The organism is Microbacterium binotii, assembly GCF_021398715.1.
Taxonomy (GTDB): Bacteria; Actinomycetota; Actinomycetes; order Actinomycetales; family Microbacteriaceae; genus Microbacterium; species Microbacterium binotii_A.
This window is the reverse complement of sequence record NZ_CP090347.1, coordinates 173,206-186,649: the sequence shown is the minus strand read 5'-3', so window position 1 is coordinate 186,649 and position 13,444 is coordinate 173,206. Positions and strand designations below refer to the sequence as shown.

The 13,444-nt window shown below is 72.3% G+C and carries 14 protein-coding genes; 10 read left to right on the top strand and 4 right to left on the bottom strand.

The genetic code is table 11. The annotated features are described in order from the left end of the window. Positions 1–6: 6 nt before the first annotated feature. The 4 genes from LXM64_RS00935 to LXM64_RS00920 are packed head-to-tail and all read left to right on the top strand — an operon-like array spanning position 7 to position 3,430. Positions 7–960 (top strand): ABC transporter ATP-binding protein, encoded by a 954-nt coding sequence (locus LXM64_RS00935; protein WP_234074241.1) that lies wholly within the window; start codon positions 7–9, stop codon positions 958–960. Then, on the top strand, positions 957–1,718 hold the full coding sequence (locus LXM64_RS00930) for an ABC transporter permease (RefSeq protein ID WP_234074240.1): 762 nt from the start codon (positions 957–959) through the stop codon (positions 1,716–1,718). The genes LXM64_RS00935 and LXM64_RS00930 overlap by 4 nt, the downstream gene beginning before the upstream one ends. A 9-nt stretch (positions 1,719–1,727) precedes the next feature. Continuing rightward, positions 1,728–2,819, top strand: coding sequence for a sensor histidine kinase (locus tag LXM64_RS00925; RefSeq protein ID WP_234074239.1), 1,092 nt, complete (start codon positions 1,728–1,730; stop codon positions 2,817–2,819). 17 nt (positions 2,820–2,836) lie between these two features. After that, positions 2,837–3,430: a response regulator transcription factor gene (locus LXM64_RS00920; RefSeq protein WP_234075507.1), complete on the top strand. Its 594-nt coding sequence runs from the start codon at positions 2,837–2,839 to the stop codon at positions 3,428–3,430. A 239-nt stretch (positions 3,431–3,669) separates the two neighbouring features. Here the strand turns inward: LXM64_RS00920 and LXM64_RS00915 are convergent, their stop codons facing one another. After that, a complete protein-coding gene (locus LXM64_RS00915; protein ID WP_234074238.1) occupies positions 3,670–4,317 on the bottom strand; it encodes a metal ABC transporter ATP-binding protein in 648 nt (215 codons plus the stop codon). Between the two features lie 55 nt (positions 4,318–4,372). On the opposite strand from LXM64_RS00915, the gene aztB reads away from it, so the two are divergent. The 6 genes from aztB to LXM64_RS00885 all read left to right on the top strand — a co-directional run bounded on the left by aztB (position 4,373) and on the right by LXM64_RS00885 (position 11,154). Next, the gene (aztB, locus tag LXM64_RS00910) at positions 4,373–5,218 is read left to right on the top strand and encodes a zinc ABC transporter permease AztB (RefSeq protein ID WP_234074237.1); all 846 of its coding nucleotides are present in this window, start codon (positions 4,373–4,375) and stop codon (positions 5,216–5,218) included. A 10-nt stretch (positions 5,219–5,228) separates the two neighbouring features. After that, a complete protein-coding gene (locus LXM64_RS00905) occupies positions 5,229–6,425 on the top strand; it encodes an ABC transporter (protein WP_234074236.1) in 1,197 nt (398 codons plus the stop codon). After that, the gene (gene aztC, locus LXM64_RS00900) at positions 6,422–7,336 is read left to right on the top strand and encodes a zinc ABC transporter substrate-binding protein AztC (RefSeq protein WP_234074235.1); all 915 of its coding nucleotides are present in this window, start codon (positions 6,422–6,424) and stop codon (positions 7,334–7,336) included. Before LXM64_RS00905 ends, aztC begins: the two co-directional genes overlap by 4 nt. 64 nt (positions 7,337–7,400) lie before the next feature. Then, positions 7,401–8,585, top strand: coding sequence for a zinc metallochaperone AztD (aztD, locus tag LXM64_RS00895; RefSeq protein ID WP_234074234.1), 1,185 nt, complete (start codon positions 7,401–7,403; stop codon positions 8,583–8,585). A gap of 167 nt (positions 8,586–8,752) precedes the next feature. Then, positions 8,753–10,063, top strand: a complete 1,311-nt coding sequence (locus LXM64_RS00890; RefSeq protein WP_234074233.1) for a threonine/serine ThrE exporter family protein — start codon at positions 8,753–8,755, stop codon at positions 10,061–10,063. Positions 10,064–10,236: 173 nt separating this feature from the next. Continuing rightward, positions 10,237–11,154 carry an NAD(P)-dependent oxidoreductase gene (locus LXM64_RS00885; RefSeq protein WP_234074232.1) on the top strand — a complete coding sequence of 306 codons (918 nt, stop codon included), beginning with the start codon at positions 10,237–10,239 and terminating at the stop codon, positions 11,152–11,154. A gap of 4 nt (positions 11,155–11,158) precedes the next feature. Here the strand turns inward: LXM64_RS00885 and LXM64_RS00880 are convergent, their stop codons facing one another. From LXM64_RS00880 to LXM64_RS00870, 3 genes are read right to left on the bottom strand one after another with little or no spacing between them, the layout of a single operon-like run. Continuing rightward, entirely contained in the window at positions 11,159–11,929 is a 771-nt protein-coding gene (locus LXM64_RS00880; protein WP_234074231.1) for a hypothetical protein, read from the bottom strand. Positions 11,930–11,961: 32 nt separating this feature from the next. Beyond that, the gene (locus LXM64_RS00875; protein WP_234074230.1) at positions 11,962–12,816 is read right to left on the bottom strand and encodes a hypothetical protein; all 855 of its coding nucleotides are present in this window, start codon (positions 12,814–12,816) and stop codon (positions 11,962–11,964) included. 35 nt (positions 12,817–12,851) lie between these two features. Next, a complete protein-coding gene (locus LXM64_RS00870; RefSeq protein WP_234074229.1) occupies positions 12,852–13,412 on the bottom strand; it encodes a nucleotidyltransferase family protein in 561 nt (186 codons plus the stop codon). Between the last annotated feature and the right edge of the window lie 32 nt (positions 13,413–13,444).

Sequence of the window (13,444 nt, the reverse complement as noted above, 5' to 3'; positions counted from 1 at the left end):
GAAGGCATGAGCGAACCGCGCGTGCAGATACCCGCCACCCCCCTCGCCCCGGACGCGGCCGCCGTCGAGCTGCGCGGAATCGTGCGCCGCTTCGGCCGCGCCGGTCAGCGCTTCACGGCCGTCGACGGCATCGACCTGCGCATCGAACGCGGCGAGATCGTGGCGCTGCTCGGCCCGAACGGAGCGGGCAAGACCACGACGATCGACGTGCTGCTCGGACTCGCGGAGCCGGATGAGGGCAGCGCGCTCGTCTTCGGAGCGCATCCGCACCGCGCGGTGGCGGCCGGCCGGCTCGCCGCGGTGCTGCAGACCGGCGGCCTGCTGTCGGATCTCACCGTGCGGGAGACGGTCACCGTCATCGCGGACCTGTACGGTGCGGGCTCCCGCGTCGCCGAGGTGATGGAGCGCGCCGATCTCACCGAGATCGCCCGTCGCCGGGTGGGCAAGTGCTCCGGCGGCGAGAAGCAGCGCGTGAAGTTCGCGCTCGCACTCCTGCCCGACCCCGACGTGCTGGTGCTCGACGAGCCCACCGCGGGCATGGACGTCACGGCCCGCCGCCGGTTTTGGCAGGCGATGCGCGCCGACGCGGATGCGGGACGCACGATCGTCTTCGCCACCCATTACCTCGAGGAGGCCGAGCAGTTCGCCCGGCGCACCGTCGTGATGGCCAAGGGCCGCATCGTCGCCGACGCCGCCACCGCGCACCTGCGCGCCTCCCTCGGCGGCCGCCTCGTCTCGGCGACGCTCGCCGACGAGGCGCTGGCCACGGTCTTCGCCGCAGAGCTGGTGGGCGACGAGTCCGCCGCCGAGGTGTCGGTGGACGCGTCGCGGCTCACGGTGCGCACCGCCGCATCCGATGCTCTCGCCGCGCGTCTGCTCGCCGCGGGCGCGAGCGACCTCGAGATCACCGCCCCAACCCTGGAATCCGCCTTCACCCGACTCACCGAGGAGCCCTCATGAGCACGCTCGTCTCGCCCGCGATGTACCGCATCGAGGGTCTGCGTCAACTGCGGAACCCCTACACGCTGGCCTTCACGCTGGCCATGCCGTTCGCGATGTACCTGCTCTTCGGGGCCAGCATGGACTACGCCTCGCAGAGCGTCGGTCACGCGAACGCCTCGTTCTACGTCATGGTCTCGATGGGTGCGTACGGCACCGCGACCGCGATGAGCTCGCTGTGCTCGCTCGCCGCATCCGAGGTCGGTCAGGGGTGGGGACGACAGCTCGCCCTCACGCCCCTCTCGACCGCCGGATACGCCCTGACGAAGGTGCTGTCGGCGATGTCGTTCGCCGCGTTGTCTGTGCTGATCGTCTACATCGCCGGATACGTCACCGGTGCCGCCGCCGATGACATGTGGCGCTGGTTCGCCTCGGCGGCCATCACGCTGGCCCTCGGCCTGGTCTACGGCCTGTTCGGCCTGGGTGTCGGGCTCGCGTTCAACTCGGACTCGGCCGCAGCCCTCGCCTCGATCTCGATCACCTTCTTCGGCTTCTTCGGCAACGTGTTCGTCCCCCTGAGCGGCGTCATGCTCGACATCGCCAAGTGGACGCCGATGTACGGCTATGCCGCCCTCGTGCGCTGGCCGGCAACCGGCGGCACGCTCGTAGCCGGCGGCTCCGATCCGCTCTGGGCGGTCGTTCTCAACGTGCTCGTCTGGGGTGCACTGTTCGCCCTGCTGGTGCGCTTCGGCGTCGTGCGATCGCGCCGCCGTCGTTAGGCTCGAGCGGTGACGACCTCCTCCACGCTCCCGCGCGTGCCGCAGGATCCGTGGCAGCGCTGGGGCTGGCTCATGGCCATCGTGTGGATGGTGTTCCTGGTCTTCCCGGTGCTCTCGCTGCTCTCGTCGCCGGCACCCCTGGGTCTGCTCGTACTGGGATGGGCTGCGCTGGCGGGGTTCGCCGTGGCCTACGTCGTCGGGTTCGTGGCGGGGATGCGGTCGGCCTGGGGCACGCCGAGCCGGCTCGTGAGGAATCTTTTCTGGGTGCAGATCGCCTGCGCCGCGGCCACGGTGCCCGCGATCGCCGACGGCGCCCTGAGCTTCGTGCCGTTCGTGATGTCGTACGCGAGCTATGGCCTTCGGCGCATGTGGCACTGGGTGACGATGGTGGCCGGCATCGGGCTCGTCGTCATCGTGATCGTCGCCACGGGCTCGATCGCGGACAACATCCAGATCCTGTCGGTGGTCGTCATGATCTCCGTCATCAACACCGTGACGAGCTGGCTCATCGGCCGCTCCGTCGACACGGATCGGATCCGGCTGGAGCTCGCCGCCAGCGACGAGCGCACCGCGATCGCCCGCGACGTGCACGACCTGCTCGGTCACACGCTGACGGCGGTGAAGCTGAAGGCCGAGCTCGCCGAGCGTCTCGTCGACCGCGACCCCGATCGCGCGAAGGCCGAGCTCGCCGAGATCGTGCGACTGACCGGCGAGGCGATCACGGGCGTGCGCAGCACCGTGACCGGCATCCGCGGGCAGGCCTTCGCCGAGCAGCTCGTCGCCAGCCGTGCGGCGCTCGAGTCGGCGGGGATGGCCGTCGAGGTCAGCGGCGACGCCGCATCCCTCTCGCCCGCGCAGTCACTGCCGGCGGGGTGGATCGTGCGGGAGGCGACGACCAACATCCTGCGCCACGCGCACGCCCGCACGGTGCGCATCTCGGTGGCACCGGGCGTCGTGACGGTCGACGACGACGGCGAGGGGGTGCGCCAGCGCCCGGGCAACGGCATCCGTGGCATGCAGGAGCGAGCGGCCGCGGCCGGCGCCGTCCTGGAGGTGGCTCCCGCACCCAGCGGCGGAACGAGAGTGAGCATGACGTGGTGACCGCACCGATCAGACTGATGCTCGTCGACGACCAGGCGCTCGTGCGCGGCGCGATGGGGGCCCTGCTCGAGCTGGAGGGCGACCTCGTCGTGGTGGCCGAGGCCGCAGACGGCGCGCAGGCCGCATCCCTCGCCGCCGACACCACACCAGACGTCTGCCTCATGGACATCCAGATGCCCGGGGTGGACGGCATCACGGCCACGCGTCAGGTGCGTGAGGCGAGTCCGACGACCCGCGTGCTCGTCGTCACGACGTTCGCCCGGCCCGGCTACCTCCGTCAGGCTCTGGATGCGGGAGCCAGCGGCTTCATCGTGAAGGATGCGCCGGCGGATCGCCTCGCCGAGGCGGTGCGGCGCGTGCACGCGGGGCTCCGTGTGGTCGATCCCGAGCTCGCCGAGGCGTCACTGTTCGAGGGGCAGAGCCCGCTGACCGAGCGCGAGCAGCAGGCGCTGCGCCTGTCGGCGGACGGGCGGGCGGTCGCGCAGATCGCCGCGGAGATGTTCCTCTCGGCGGGCACCGTGCGCAATCACCTCTCGTCGGCGATCGGCAAGACGGGCACCGAGAATCGCTCGCAGGCCGCACAGGTCGCCCGCGAGAAGGGCTGGATCTAGCCCTCCGCTGTCAGCGCGGACGTCCGTCCCCGGGCGTTCGCCTGTCACAGATCGCGCGGAACGCGTCGATCTGTGACAGGCGAACAAGGGGGCCGGGGCGCACCGGGGCAGGAGCACCGGGGCAGGAGCGCACCGGGGCGGGGGTGCACCGGGGCAGGAGCGCACCGGGGCGGCGGTGCACCGGGGCGGCGGTGCACCGGGGCCGGGGCGCGCCGGCGCGGGCACCGTGGTCGGGTCAGTCACACGAGGCGACCGCCGTCCAGCCGGAGCACGCGCCCGGCCGCGGCGATGAGCACCGGGTCGTGGCTCACGCACACGACGACGGCACCGCGGCCTCGCTCCCGCTCGACGGCGGCGAGGATGCGGGAGCTGCTGGCCGCATCCAGCCCCGTCGTCGGCTCGTCGAGCAGCAGCACGTCGGCGCGGCGGGCGAGCGCCTGGGCGAGCAGTGCTCGCTGTCGCTGACCGCCGGAGAGCATCGCCACGGGCCGGGACGCGAGATCGGTGATCTCCAGCGCGGCCATCGCCTCCGCCGCATCCGTCCGCTCCGCGTGTGAGGGCAGCGGGAGCCGGCTCCGCCAGGCCCCGATCCGCACGAGCTGCGCCACCGTGAGCGGCAGCCCCTCGGCGATGGCCGAGTACTGGGGCACGAAGGCGATCCGCCCGGCGCCGTCGACGACGCCGCTCCGGCCGGGCCGCACCCCGGCGAGCGCCTCGAGGAGCGTGGTCTTACCCGCGCCGTTCGGCCCCGCGATGACCGTCACCACGCCCGGATCGAGGCGCAGATCGAGCGGATGCAGGAGGGTCCGACCCCCCGCGTCGACGCGCAGCCCCGTCGCGCACAGTGCGGTCGATGCGGGAGCCGGCGGCGGATCGGAGAGGAACATCCGCCCAGCCTAGCCACGTTGAGAACGGTTCTCATTATCGCTACGGTCGGATGTCGTGACCCTCCTCCTTCCCCTCGAACACGCGTTCCTGCTGCGCGCGCTCGTCGGCGGTTCGCTCGTGGCCGTGCTGTGCGCGATCGTGGGCACCTGGGTCGTCATCCGGGGCATGGCCTTCCTCGGCGAGGCACTGGCGCACGGGATGCTCCCCGGCGTCGCCCTCGCCACCGTGACAGGCGCCCCCGTGCTCCTCGGCGGCGCCGCGAGCGCCGTGGCCATGACGATCGGGATCGGGGCGCTGCGCCGGCGCGGGCGTCTCGCATACGACACGAGCATCGGGCTCCTGTTCGTCGCGATGCTCGCCGTCGGAGTGATCGTCATCTCCCACTCCGGCAGCTTCGCGACGGATGCGACCGCGATCCTCTTCGGCGATGTGCTGGCGATCTCGGCCGAGGATCTCGCGGTGCTGGCCGTCGCCACAGCGATCGGGCTGGCGCTCGCGGTCGTCGCGCACCGGGCGCTCGTCGCGGTGGCCGTGGACGCGCGCGTCGCACGGGTGACGGGTGTGCGTCCGGCCTGGGCCGAGGCCACGCTCACCGGCCTCGTGACGCTCGCCGTCGTCGCCTCGTACCAGGCCGTCGGCTCGCTCCTCGTGGTCGGGATGCTGCTCGCCCCGGCTGTGGCGGCCCGACCGTGGGTGCGCGGGATCGCCGCCGCGATGGCCCTCGCCGCCGCCATCGGGATCGCGGCGGTCACCGCCGGACTCGCGCTCTCGTGGCACCTCGGCACCGCCGCCGGAGCGTCGATCGCCGCATCCGCCATCGCCGCGGCCGCATTGTCCGCGCTGCTCCGCTCCCTGTTCGTCCCCCGCCGCTCCGCGACCGCGGTGCCGGCTCCGCTCTAGAAAGCTCCGTGTGCGTCATCCCCTCGCCCTCACCGTCGTCACCGCATCCGCTCTCCTGCTCGCCGCCTGCGCGAGCCCTCCGCAGTCACAACCCGTGCCCACCGCAGGCGCCGGCCACGGGCAGGTCGCCGGCGCCGCCGAGGTGAGCGAGCCGCCCCTGCATCTGCTGACCGCGACCGCCGACGGCCGACTGACACTGCTCGACCTCCTCTCCGAGGAGACCTCGAGCCTCGGCCGCATCGACGCTCCCCTCGCGACGGCGACCGACGGTCGCTACCTCTTCGCCGACACCGGCGACGGCATCGAGATCGTCGACAGCGGGATGTGGACCTGGGATCACGTGGATCACTTCCACTACTACCGCGCCCAACCGCGCCTGCTGGAGAAGGTCCCCGGCCACGGCACGGCTCGTATCGCGACGACCAACTCATCGACGACGGGCGGCACCGGGATCTTCTTCGCCGACGGCGAGGCCGTGCTGCTCGACACCGAGGCCCTCTCCCACGGCGAGGTCGTCGAGCAGTTCCGGGTGCGGATGCCCGAGCACGACGGCTACGTCGTGCCCGTGGGCGACCACGCCCTCGTCACGACCGGTGAGGGCACCGTCCGGGTTCGCGACGGCGACGGCGCCCTCCACGGCGACCCCGTCCCCTGCGCCGACCCCGCCGGCACGCTCACCACGCGTGTGGGCGCCATCCTCGGATGCCGGAACGACGTGCTGCTGGCCGTCGCCACCGACGCGGGCACCGCCATCGAACGCATCGCGCTCCCCGACGGGGTCGCGGCGCCCGGCGCCTGGGCCAACAGAGAGGGTCGCCCGACCGCCGCAGGCCTCAGTCCTGACGGATCGATCGTCCTGCTCGACACGCGCGAACGCACCGCGACGGCGGTTCCCGCCCCGCGACCGCTGATCGCCGTCACGGCGGTCGACGACGCATCCGAGCACGTGCTCGGGCTCACGGTCGACGGACGGATGAGCGTGATCGACGGCGCGACGGGTGCCGAACTCGCCCTGACGGAACCGCTCGTCGCCGATTCTCTCGCGGCGGGACGGACACCCACCCTCATCGCGGACGACCGGCGTGCGTACCTCAACGGGATCACCGAACGCGTGCTCTTCGAGATCGACTTCGCGGATGCGGGGCGCATCGCCCGCACGTTCACCACGACCGATGAGCCGGCCTTCGTCGCGGAGACCGGCCGATGACCGCCGGGCGGCGCATCGCCGCGTTCGCCGCCGCGCTCGTGGCCGCGGGCGTACTGTCCGCCTGCGCCCCGACGGTCGAGGATCGCCCCCTCGTCGTGGTCTCCACCAACATCCTGGGCGACGTCGTGACCGAACTGGTCGGCGATCAGGCCGAGGTCGTGACCCTCATGAAGCCGGACTCGGATCCGCACTCCTTCGAGATCTCGGCCCAGGAGGCGGCGCGACTGCGCTCGGCGGACCTCGTCGTCTCGAACGGTCTCGGGCTCGAAGAGGGCCTCGGTCAGCACCTCGAGGCGGCGGCGGACGAGGGCGTCAGCCCGTTCGTCGCGGGTGACGTCATCGACGTCCTGCCGTACGCGAGTGAGGAGGCGGACGGCGCCGACGACCCGCACTTCTGGACCGATCCCGCGCGGATGATGCAGGTCGTCGACGCACTGGAGCCGACGCTCGCGGGCATCGACGGGGTGGATGCGGCGACTCTCCGCGCCGACACCGCCGCGTATCGCACCGAGCTTGCGGCCCTGGATGCCGAGATGAGCGGTGCCCTCGCCGCCATCCCCGCCGAGAGGCGCGCACTCGTGACCAATCACCACGTCTTCGGCTACCTGGCGGACCGCTTCGACGTGCGTCTCGTGGGTGCCGCGATCCCCGGCGGAACCACGCTCGCCGCACCGAGCGCGGCCGACCTCGCGGAGCTCGTCTCCGCCATCCGGGAGGCCGGCGTGCGCACGATCTTCGCCGAGTCCTCCTCGCCCGATCGACTCATGCGCGCGCTGGCCGAGGAGGCCGGCATCGACGTACAGGTCGTCGAGCTGTTCACCGAGTCGCTCACCGCCGCCGACGGCGCGGCCGGCGACTACCTGACCATGATGCGCGTCAACACGCAGCGCATCGTCGCCGGGCTCTCCTGAGCCCATCCACACGGCCGCACCGGCCGGCGGGCCCCGCCCGCGAACCACAGAAACGAGGCACCACATGCACCTGAGACGTCCCGCGCTGCTCGCGCTCGGACTCGTCGCCGCGGCGACGCTGACCGCCTGCGCCGGCACAGCTCCTGACCCCGCATCCTCGAGCGCCGTCGAGCCTCCCGCCGGCGAACGCGTCGCGATCAGCTACGAGGGCGGCATTCTCGTGCTCGACGGCACGACGCTGGAGACGGTCGGAGATCTCGCCTCCGAGGAGTTCACCCGGCTCAATCGGGCCGGCGACGGCTCGCACGTGCTGGTCACGATGAGCGAGGGTTTCCAGATCCTCGACACCGGTGCCGCATCCGGGTCCGAGCCGACGCTCACCGATCTCGTGTTCCCCGCGGACGCTCCCGGGCACGTCGTGCGGCACGCCGGCAAGACGGTGCTCTACGCAGACGGTACGAGCGACACGACGATCATCGACACGGATGCGTTCGCCTCGCTCGGCGACGCCCTTCCCGCATCGACGACGATCCCCGGCACCGAGGCGCACCACGGAGTGTCGATCGTGCTCGAGGACGGCACCCTCGTGACCACCGTCGGCTCGGCGACCGGGCGCACCGGCATCACGGTGCGCGACGAGGACGGCACCGAGATCACCTCCAACGCCGACTGCCCCGGCGTGCACGGCGAGGGAACGGCCGCCGACGAGGTCGTCGTCTTCGGATGCGAGAACGGCGCGCTGATCTACCGCGACGGCGAGATCGCGAAGGTCACGGCACCCGACACGTACGGCCGTACCGGCAACATCTTCGTCACCGACACGAGCCCGCTCGTCGTCGGCGACTACAAGAACGACCCGGATGCGGAGGGGTACCTGCTCTCGAGCGTCGCGTTGATCGACACCCAGAAGGCGAGCATGAAGGTCGTGCCGCTGCCGGAGGGCGTCTCGTACACCTTCCGCGACCTCGCCCGGGGTCCGAAGGACCTCGGTTACATCCTCGCCACCGACGGCTCGATCCACGTGATCGACCCCGCGAGCGGCGAGCTGGTGGACGAGTTCCCGGTCATCGCGGCGTGGGAGGGCCCCGTCGAGTGGCAGGACCCGCATCCCGCCATCGTCGTGTCGGGCGACATCGCCTACGTGACCGAGCCCGCGGCGAAGAAGGTGCACGCGCTCGATCTGACGAGCGGCGAGGTGCTCGCGAGCACGACGCTCGCCGTCACCCCGAACGAGGTCGCCGTCTCCTGACGCCATCGTCACCCTGGGGCGCCCACCCCACGTTCGCCTGCCACAGATCGCGCGGAACGCGTCGATCTGTGACAGGCGAACAGGTTGTGTCGGCCCAGGACACACAACGCGGGCTCGGCGGGGCCTTGGTCCCGCATCCGGCCGGGTCGGGATGGGAAGATGGCACCATGGCCGGCGCCCGTATGATCCCGGCGGACGATGGCGACGCCACCCCCCTCGATGAGGCACGACTGGAACCCGTGCGGTTCGTCGCGCTCACCGACGCGGTGCTGCGCCTGGGAATCCTCATGCTGGGCGCGGGCGCTTCCTCCGCCCGCGTGCGCACCACGATGGAGCGCGTCGGCCGCGCGTGGGGCATCGAGGCGATGAACGCCCGCGTCGGCATGCTCGACATCGTGCTCACGGTCAGCCGCGGCCAGCTCGTGCGCACCCGCGTGGCCGAGGTCGCGCGCCCCGTCGTCAACGCCGAGCGCATCGCCGCCCTCCAGCGGCTCTCCCACGAGGTCGAAGCCGAGGCGGGCGGGAGCGTCGAGGACTTCGCGGCGCGCCTGGATGCGATCGCCGCACGTCCGGCCCGGTACGGGATGCTGCTGCGGGTGATCGCCGCGGGTGCCGCCTGCGCCGCCTTCGCCCTGCTCAACAACGGCGGGTGGGCGGCCGCCGTTGCCGTCGGCCTCGGCGCCGCGGCGGGTCAGGCGATCCGGATGCTGCTCGGCCGCGCCCGGCTGAACGAGTTCCTCACCGTGTTCCTCGCCGCGGCGACGGCGCTGCTGATCTACCTCGGCGCCGCCCAGCTCCTCGAGATGCTGGGCCAGCCCTTTGCGCACGACGCCGCCCTCACGAGCGCCGTGCTCTTCCTCGTGCCCGGCTTCCCCCTGGTCACGGGCGCCATGGACCTCGCCCGTCTCGACCTCAACGCCGGCATCGCGCGCGTCGTCTATGCCTGCCTCATCCTGCTCACTGCCGGCTCCGCCGTCTGGGCGGTGGCGGCGCTGTTCGCCACGTCGCCCGTCGCCGTGGCGACACCCCTGCTGGGCGAACCCGTGCTCGCCGTCCTGCGCCTCGTGGCGGGCTTCGTGGGCGTGCTCGGCTTCGCCCTCCTGTTCGCCACCCCCTGGCGCATCGCGATCGCCTCGGCCGCCGTGGGGGCGATCGCGAACACCGCGCGCCTGACGGCGGTGGATGCGGGACTCATGCCCGCCGTCGCGGCGATGGCCGCGGGGGTGCTCGTGGGCCTCGGCGCCTTCGTCTGCTACCGCCGCCTCGACGCTCCGAGGGTGGCGCTGACGGTGCCGGCGGTGGTCATCATGGTCCCCGGCGCCGCCGCGTATCGCGCCATCGTCGCGACCATCGACGGCGACACCCTCGCGGCGGTGCAGAACAGCGTGCAGGCGCTCTTCGTCGTGGCGGCACTGGCTATCGGGCTCACGGTCGCGCGGGTCGTGTCGGAGAAGGAGTGGGGCGACCGCTCCCGCTGAGCGTCCGTCAGCCGCATCCGCAGCGCAGGAGAAATCCCCTCAACAGGACGATTCCCGCGGGATCCTCCTGAACAACGGAGATCTCCTGCGGAACGGACGCGGATGCAGGGCGGACGCGGATACGGCAGCGCAACACTCCGGGGACGCATCGGCACGGTGGCTACGCTCGCAGCATGACGCCCTCCCGCCTCATCGTGTCCGTGCCCGACCCGTCCTTCGCCGCCGAGCTGGCGGATCTCGGCGAACAGGTGGAGGTGATCGTCTGGACCATGGATGCGGCAGCCGAGACGGACCGGATCGACCTGGTCGTGCCGCCGTACATGAGCGCGCGTGACGTCGTCGCGCGACTCGAGGGCGTCGAGACCCGCCTCGTGCAGAGCCAGTCGATCGGCTACGAAGGCACGGAGGAACTGCTGCCCCCGGGGATCGTGTTCGCCAACGCCGCGACCGTGCACGAGACCTCGACGGCCGAGCTGGCCCTCGCGCTCACGCTCGCCGTCCAGCGCGAACTGGACGTCTTCGCCCGTCAGCGGGACTGGACGCGGGGCTTCACGCAGAGCCTCGCCGACCGCCGCGCCACTGTGCTCGGCTTCGGCGGCGTCGGCAAGGCGATCGCCGCGCGCCTGCGCCCCTTCGAGGTGAAGCTGCGCGCCGTCGCCACGCATGCGCGCACCGAGGACGGCGTCGAGGTGGCGGCCCTCGAGGACCTGCACACCGTGCTCGCCGAGACGGAGGTGCTGATCCTCGCGCTCCCCGCATCCGAGCGCACGCGCGGCATCGTCGGCGACGCGGAGCTGTCGGCGCTGCCGGACGGCGCGCTCGTGGTCAACGTCGGACGCGGCACGCTCATCGACACGGCTGCGTTGGTCGATCACGTGCGCCGCGGCCGCATCCGCGCCGGACTCGACGTCACCGACCCCGAGCCGCTCCCGGCGGATCACCCGCTCTGGGAGCTGCCGGGTGTGCTCATCTCACCCCACGTCGGCGGCGCATCGACCGCCATGCAGCCGCGGATGGTGGCCCTCGTACGCCGCCAGATCGAACATCTGCTCGCGGGCGAAGAGCCCGAGAACGTCGTGATCCGCACATGAGGGGTCAGAACCCCGGAGGCAGTGCTCCCTCGTCGACGAGGATGACGTCTCCGCGGCGCGCGAACCGCAAGGTGACGCCATCCGGGAAGCGGTCGCGCAGTTCCTCGGGATAGCCGAAGTCCCCGGCGCTCGCCCGCGAGCGTCGGGGGATGAGGAACTCGACGACAGGTTCGAGCCCTGCACCCGCGCACGTACCCGTGCCTGGGCTCGAATCCGCGAGAGGAGCAGTCGCGATGATGATGCACGCATCGGTCGCGTACACCTCGAGGCCGGCGTACGAGCCGAACGAACGGAGCTCATCGACCTCGAGCCCGGACATATTCCACTGACCCGCACCGTCGGGTGCGCCCGGCTGCTCGGTGAGCCGGGCGGCGTGCTGCTGGTCGTCGCGCACGCCCCACGGGAGCGTCCACGCCGTGAGCCCTGCGGCGACGGCCGCCGTCACGAGGATGCTGAGGCCCCAGGCGGCGCGCAGACGGCGATCGAGCGTCCGCGTCGCCGGCTCCGCGGTCAGCGAGACCGGAGCGATGAGCGGGACCGGCTTCGGCTCGGCGGCCGGAGGCGGCTCCGCCGCGTCGACCGGTGACGGCGCGGGTTCCGGCTCCGCTTCCCGCTCCGGTTCCGGTTCCGGGGCTCGCGAAGCGCGGGGCCGCCGGAGCGAGAGCTCGGCCTCGAGCTCGGAGAGCCGCGCGAGCCCCGCCTCGTCGAGATCGGCATCCGGCCCGTAGGCGCGGACACGCAGGCGCGCGAGCTCTTCCTCGGTCGGGTCGGGCATGTTCCTCCTTGTTCGGCCGGATCTCGCTGGCGTCAGGTGCGACCCGGAAGGTCGCCCTCGTCAACCAACACGGAGTCACCGCGCAGCGTAAAGCGCAGCACACCCCCGTCGGGGTACCGCTCGAGGACCGCATCCGGTACCGCGAAGCTCCCGCCGGAACTCGTACCGCCGAAGTAGATGTCCATGATCGGCGGCAGGCCCTCGCCGGCACAGGTGCCCGAGACGGGCGTGCGTGTCGCATCCACAGCAGCTTGAAGGCACGAGCGCAGCGAGTAGATGTGCAGACCGAGGTAGTCGCCGTAGTAGCGAACGCCCTCCTGCTCCCACATCCCTCCCCGTGTGCGCTCCCCGCTCACGACGTCGGCCTGAAGGTGCATGCTCGCGAGCTGCCCCGCGCCGTCCGACGGGCGCATCCACGCCGTCACCAGCGCCGTCACGACCACGGCCACCACGAGGCTCGCGAGCCACACCCACCGCATCCGTCCGCTCGGCAGTGACGAGGCGAACCGCGTCGCTGCGATCGATCGCGCAGGCGTCGCGGGTTCCTCCTCAGGAACCTCCGGCGCTGCGTCGGGCAGGGGCTCGAACGCGACCTCGGGCTCGGGTGCGGGCGCGAGGTCTTCCTCACGGAGTCCGGCACGCAGTCCGCGCCGCGTCGGCGCAGCGGCATCGGATGCGGCTGCCGACCCCGACGGCGGCCCGAACAGAGCGGCCAACGCTTCCGCGGCAGAGGCGGCGTCCGCCGTCGACGCGGCGACGGGCACGACAGCGGTCCTGCTCTCCTGCAGCTCGGCGAGCCGAGCGAGGCCTTCCGCATCGATGTCGGCGGCGGGACCGTACGCACGCGCCTGCAGACGCGCCAGCTCGTCGTCGGTGTCGTCCGGCATACGCCCATTCTGGGCTGCGGCGGCGCCAGGGCGCATCAGCGCGTGTCGCGATCCTCGCCCGCCCAGAGATCGGCACAGTCGATCCGCTCGGCCCCGTGAGCACGCAGATAGTCTCGCGCGCCACGATCGCCGACGACGGATGCGGCGAGCACCGGCCAGTGGTCGCGGCCGATCACCACGGGGTGCCCGGGGCGCTCACCGTACACGGCCTGCACGAGCGACGCGGCATCCACCGCAGCCGTGACCCGCTGCACCGCGGCGGCCGGCAGATCGGGGGTGTCCACCGTGATGATCGCGACCGCGACCGCATCCGAGGCCTGCGCGGCGTCGAGCCCGGCGCGCAGCGACGCGCTCATCCCCTGCGTCGGATCGGGGACCACAACGGGCTCCGCGTCGGCGGGCACGAGCGGCAGCACCTGGTCGAGGCTCGCCCCCACGGCGACGTAGATCGGCAGACAGCCCGCATCCCGGAGCGCTCCGACGGCGAGCGCGAGCCACGAGTGCCCGTCGGGGGTGCGGGCGAGCGCCTTGGGCGAACCGAACCGGCGCCCCGCACCCGCGGCGAGCACGAGGCCGGCGACAGCTGGCTGGGGCATGATCAGGTCAGCGTATCGCGCACGAAACACGC

What these genes read in the sequence shown, in the direction of transcription:
- LXM64_RS00935 (WP_234074241.1), top strand. Translation starts at nt 7, where the DNA reads ATGAGCGAACCGCGCGTGCAGATACCCGCCACCCCCCTCGCCCCGGAC.
- LXM64_RS00930 (WP_234074240.1), top strand. Translation starts at nt 957, where the DNA reads ATGAGCACGCTCGTCTCGCCCGCGATGTACCGCATCGAGGGTCTGCGT.
- LXM64_RS00920 (WP_234075507.1), top strand. Translation starts at nt 2,837, where the DNA reads ATGCTCGTCGACGACCAGGCGCTCGTGCGCGGCGCGATGGGGGCCCTG.
- LXM64_RS00915 (WP_234074238.1), bottom strand. Translation starts at nt 4,317, where the DNA reads ATGTTCCTCTCCGATCCGCCGCCGGCTCCCGCATCGACCGCACTGTGC.
- aztC (WP_234074235.1), top strand. Translation starts at nt 6,422, where the DNA reads ATGACCGCCGGGCGGCGCATCGCCGCGTTCGCCGCCGCGCTCGTGGCC.
- aztD (WP_234074234.1), top strand. Translation starts at nt 7,401, where the DNA reads ATGCACCTGAGACGTCCCGCGCTGCTCGCGCTCGGACTCGTCGCCGCG.
- LXM64_RS00890 (WP_234074233.1), top strand. Translation starts at nt 8,753, where the DNA reads ATGGCCGGCGCCCGTATGATCCCGGCGGACGATGGCGACGCCACCCCC.
- LXM64_RS00885 (WP_234074232.1), top strand. Translation starts at nt 10,237, where the DNA reads ATGACGCCCTCCCGCCTCATCGTGTCCGTGCCCGACCCGTCCTTCGCC.
- LXM64_RS00880 (WP_234074231.1), bottom strand. Translation starts at nt 11,929, where the DNA reads ATGCCCGACCCGACCGAGGAAGAGCTCGCGCGCCTGCGTGTCCGCGCC.
- LXM64_RS00875 (WP_234074230.1), bottom strand. Translation starts at nt 12,816, where the DNA reads ATGCCGGACGACACCGACGACGAGCTGGCGCGTCTGCAGGCGCGTGCG.
- LXM64_RS00870 (WP_234074229.1), bottom strand. Translation starts at nt 13,412, where the DNA reads ATGCCCCAGCCAGCTGTCGCCGGCCTCGTGCTCGCCGCGGGTGCGGGG.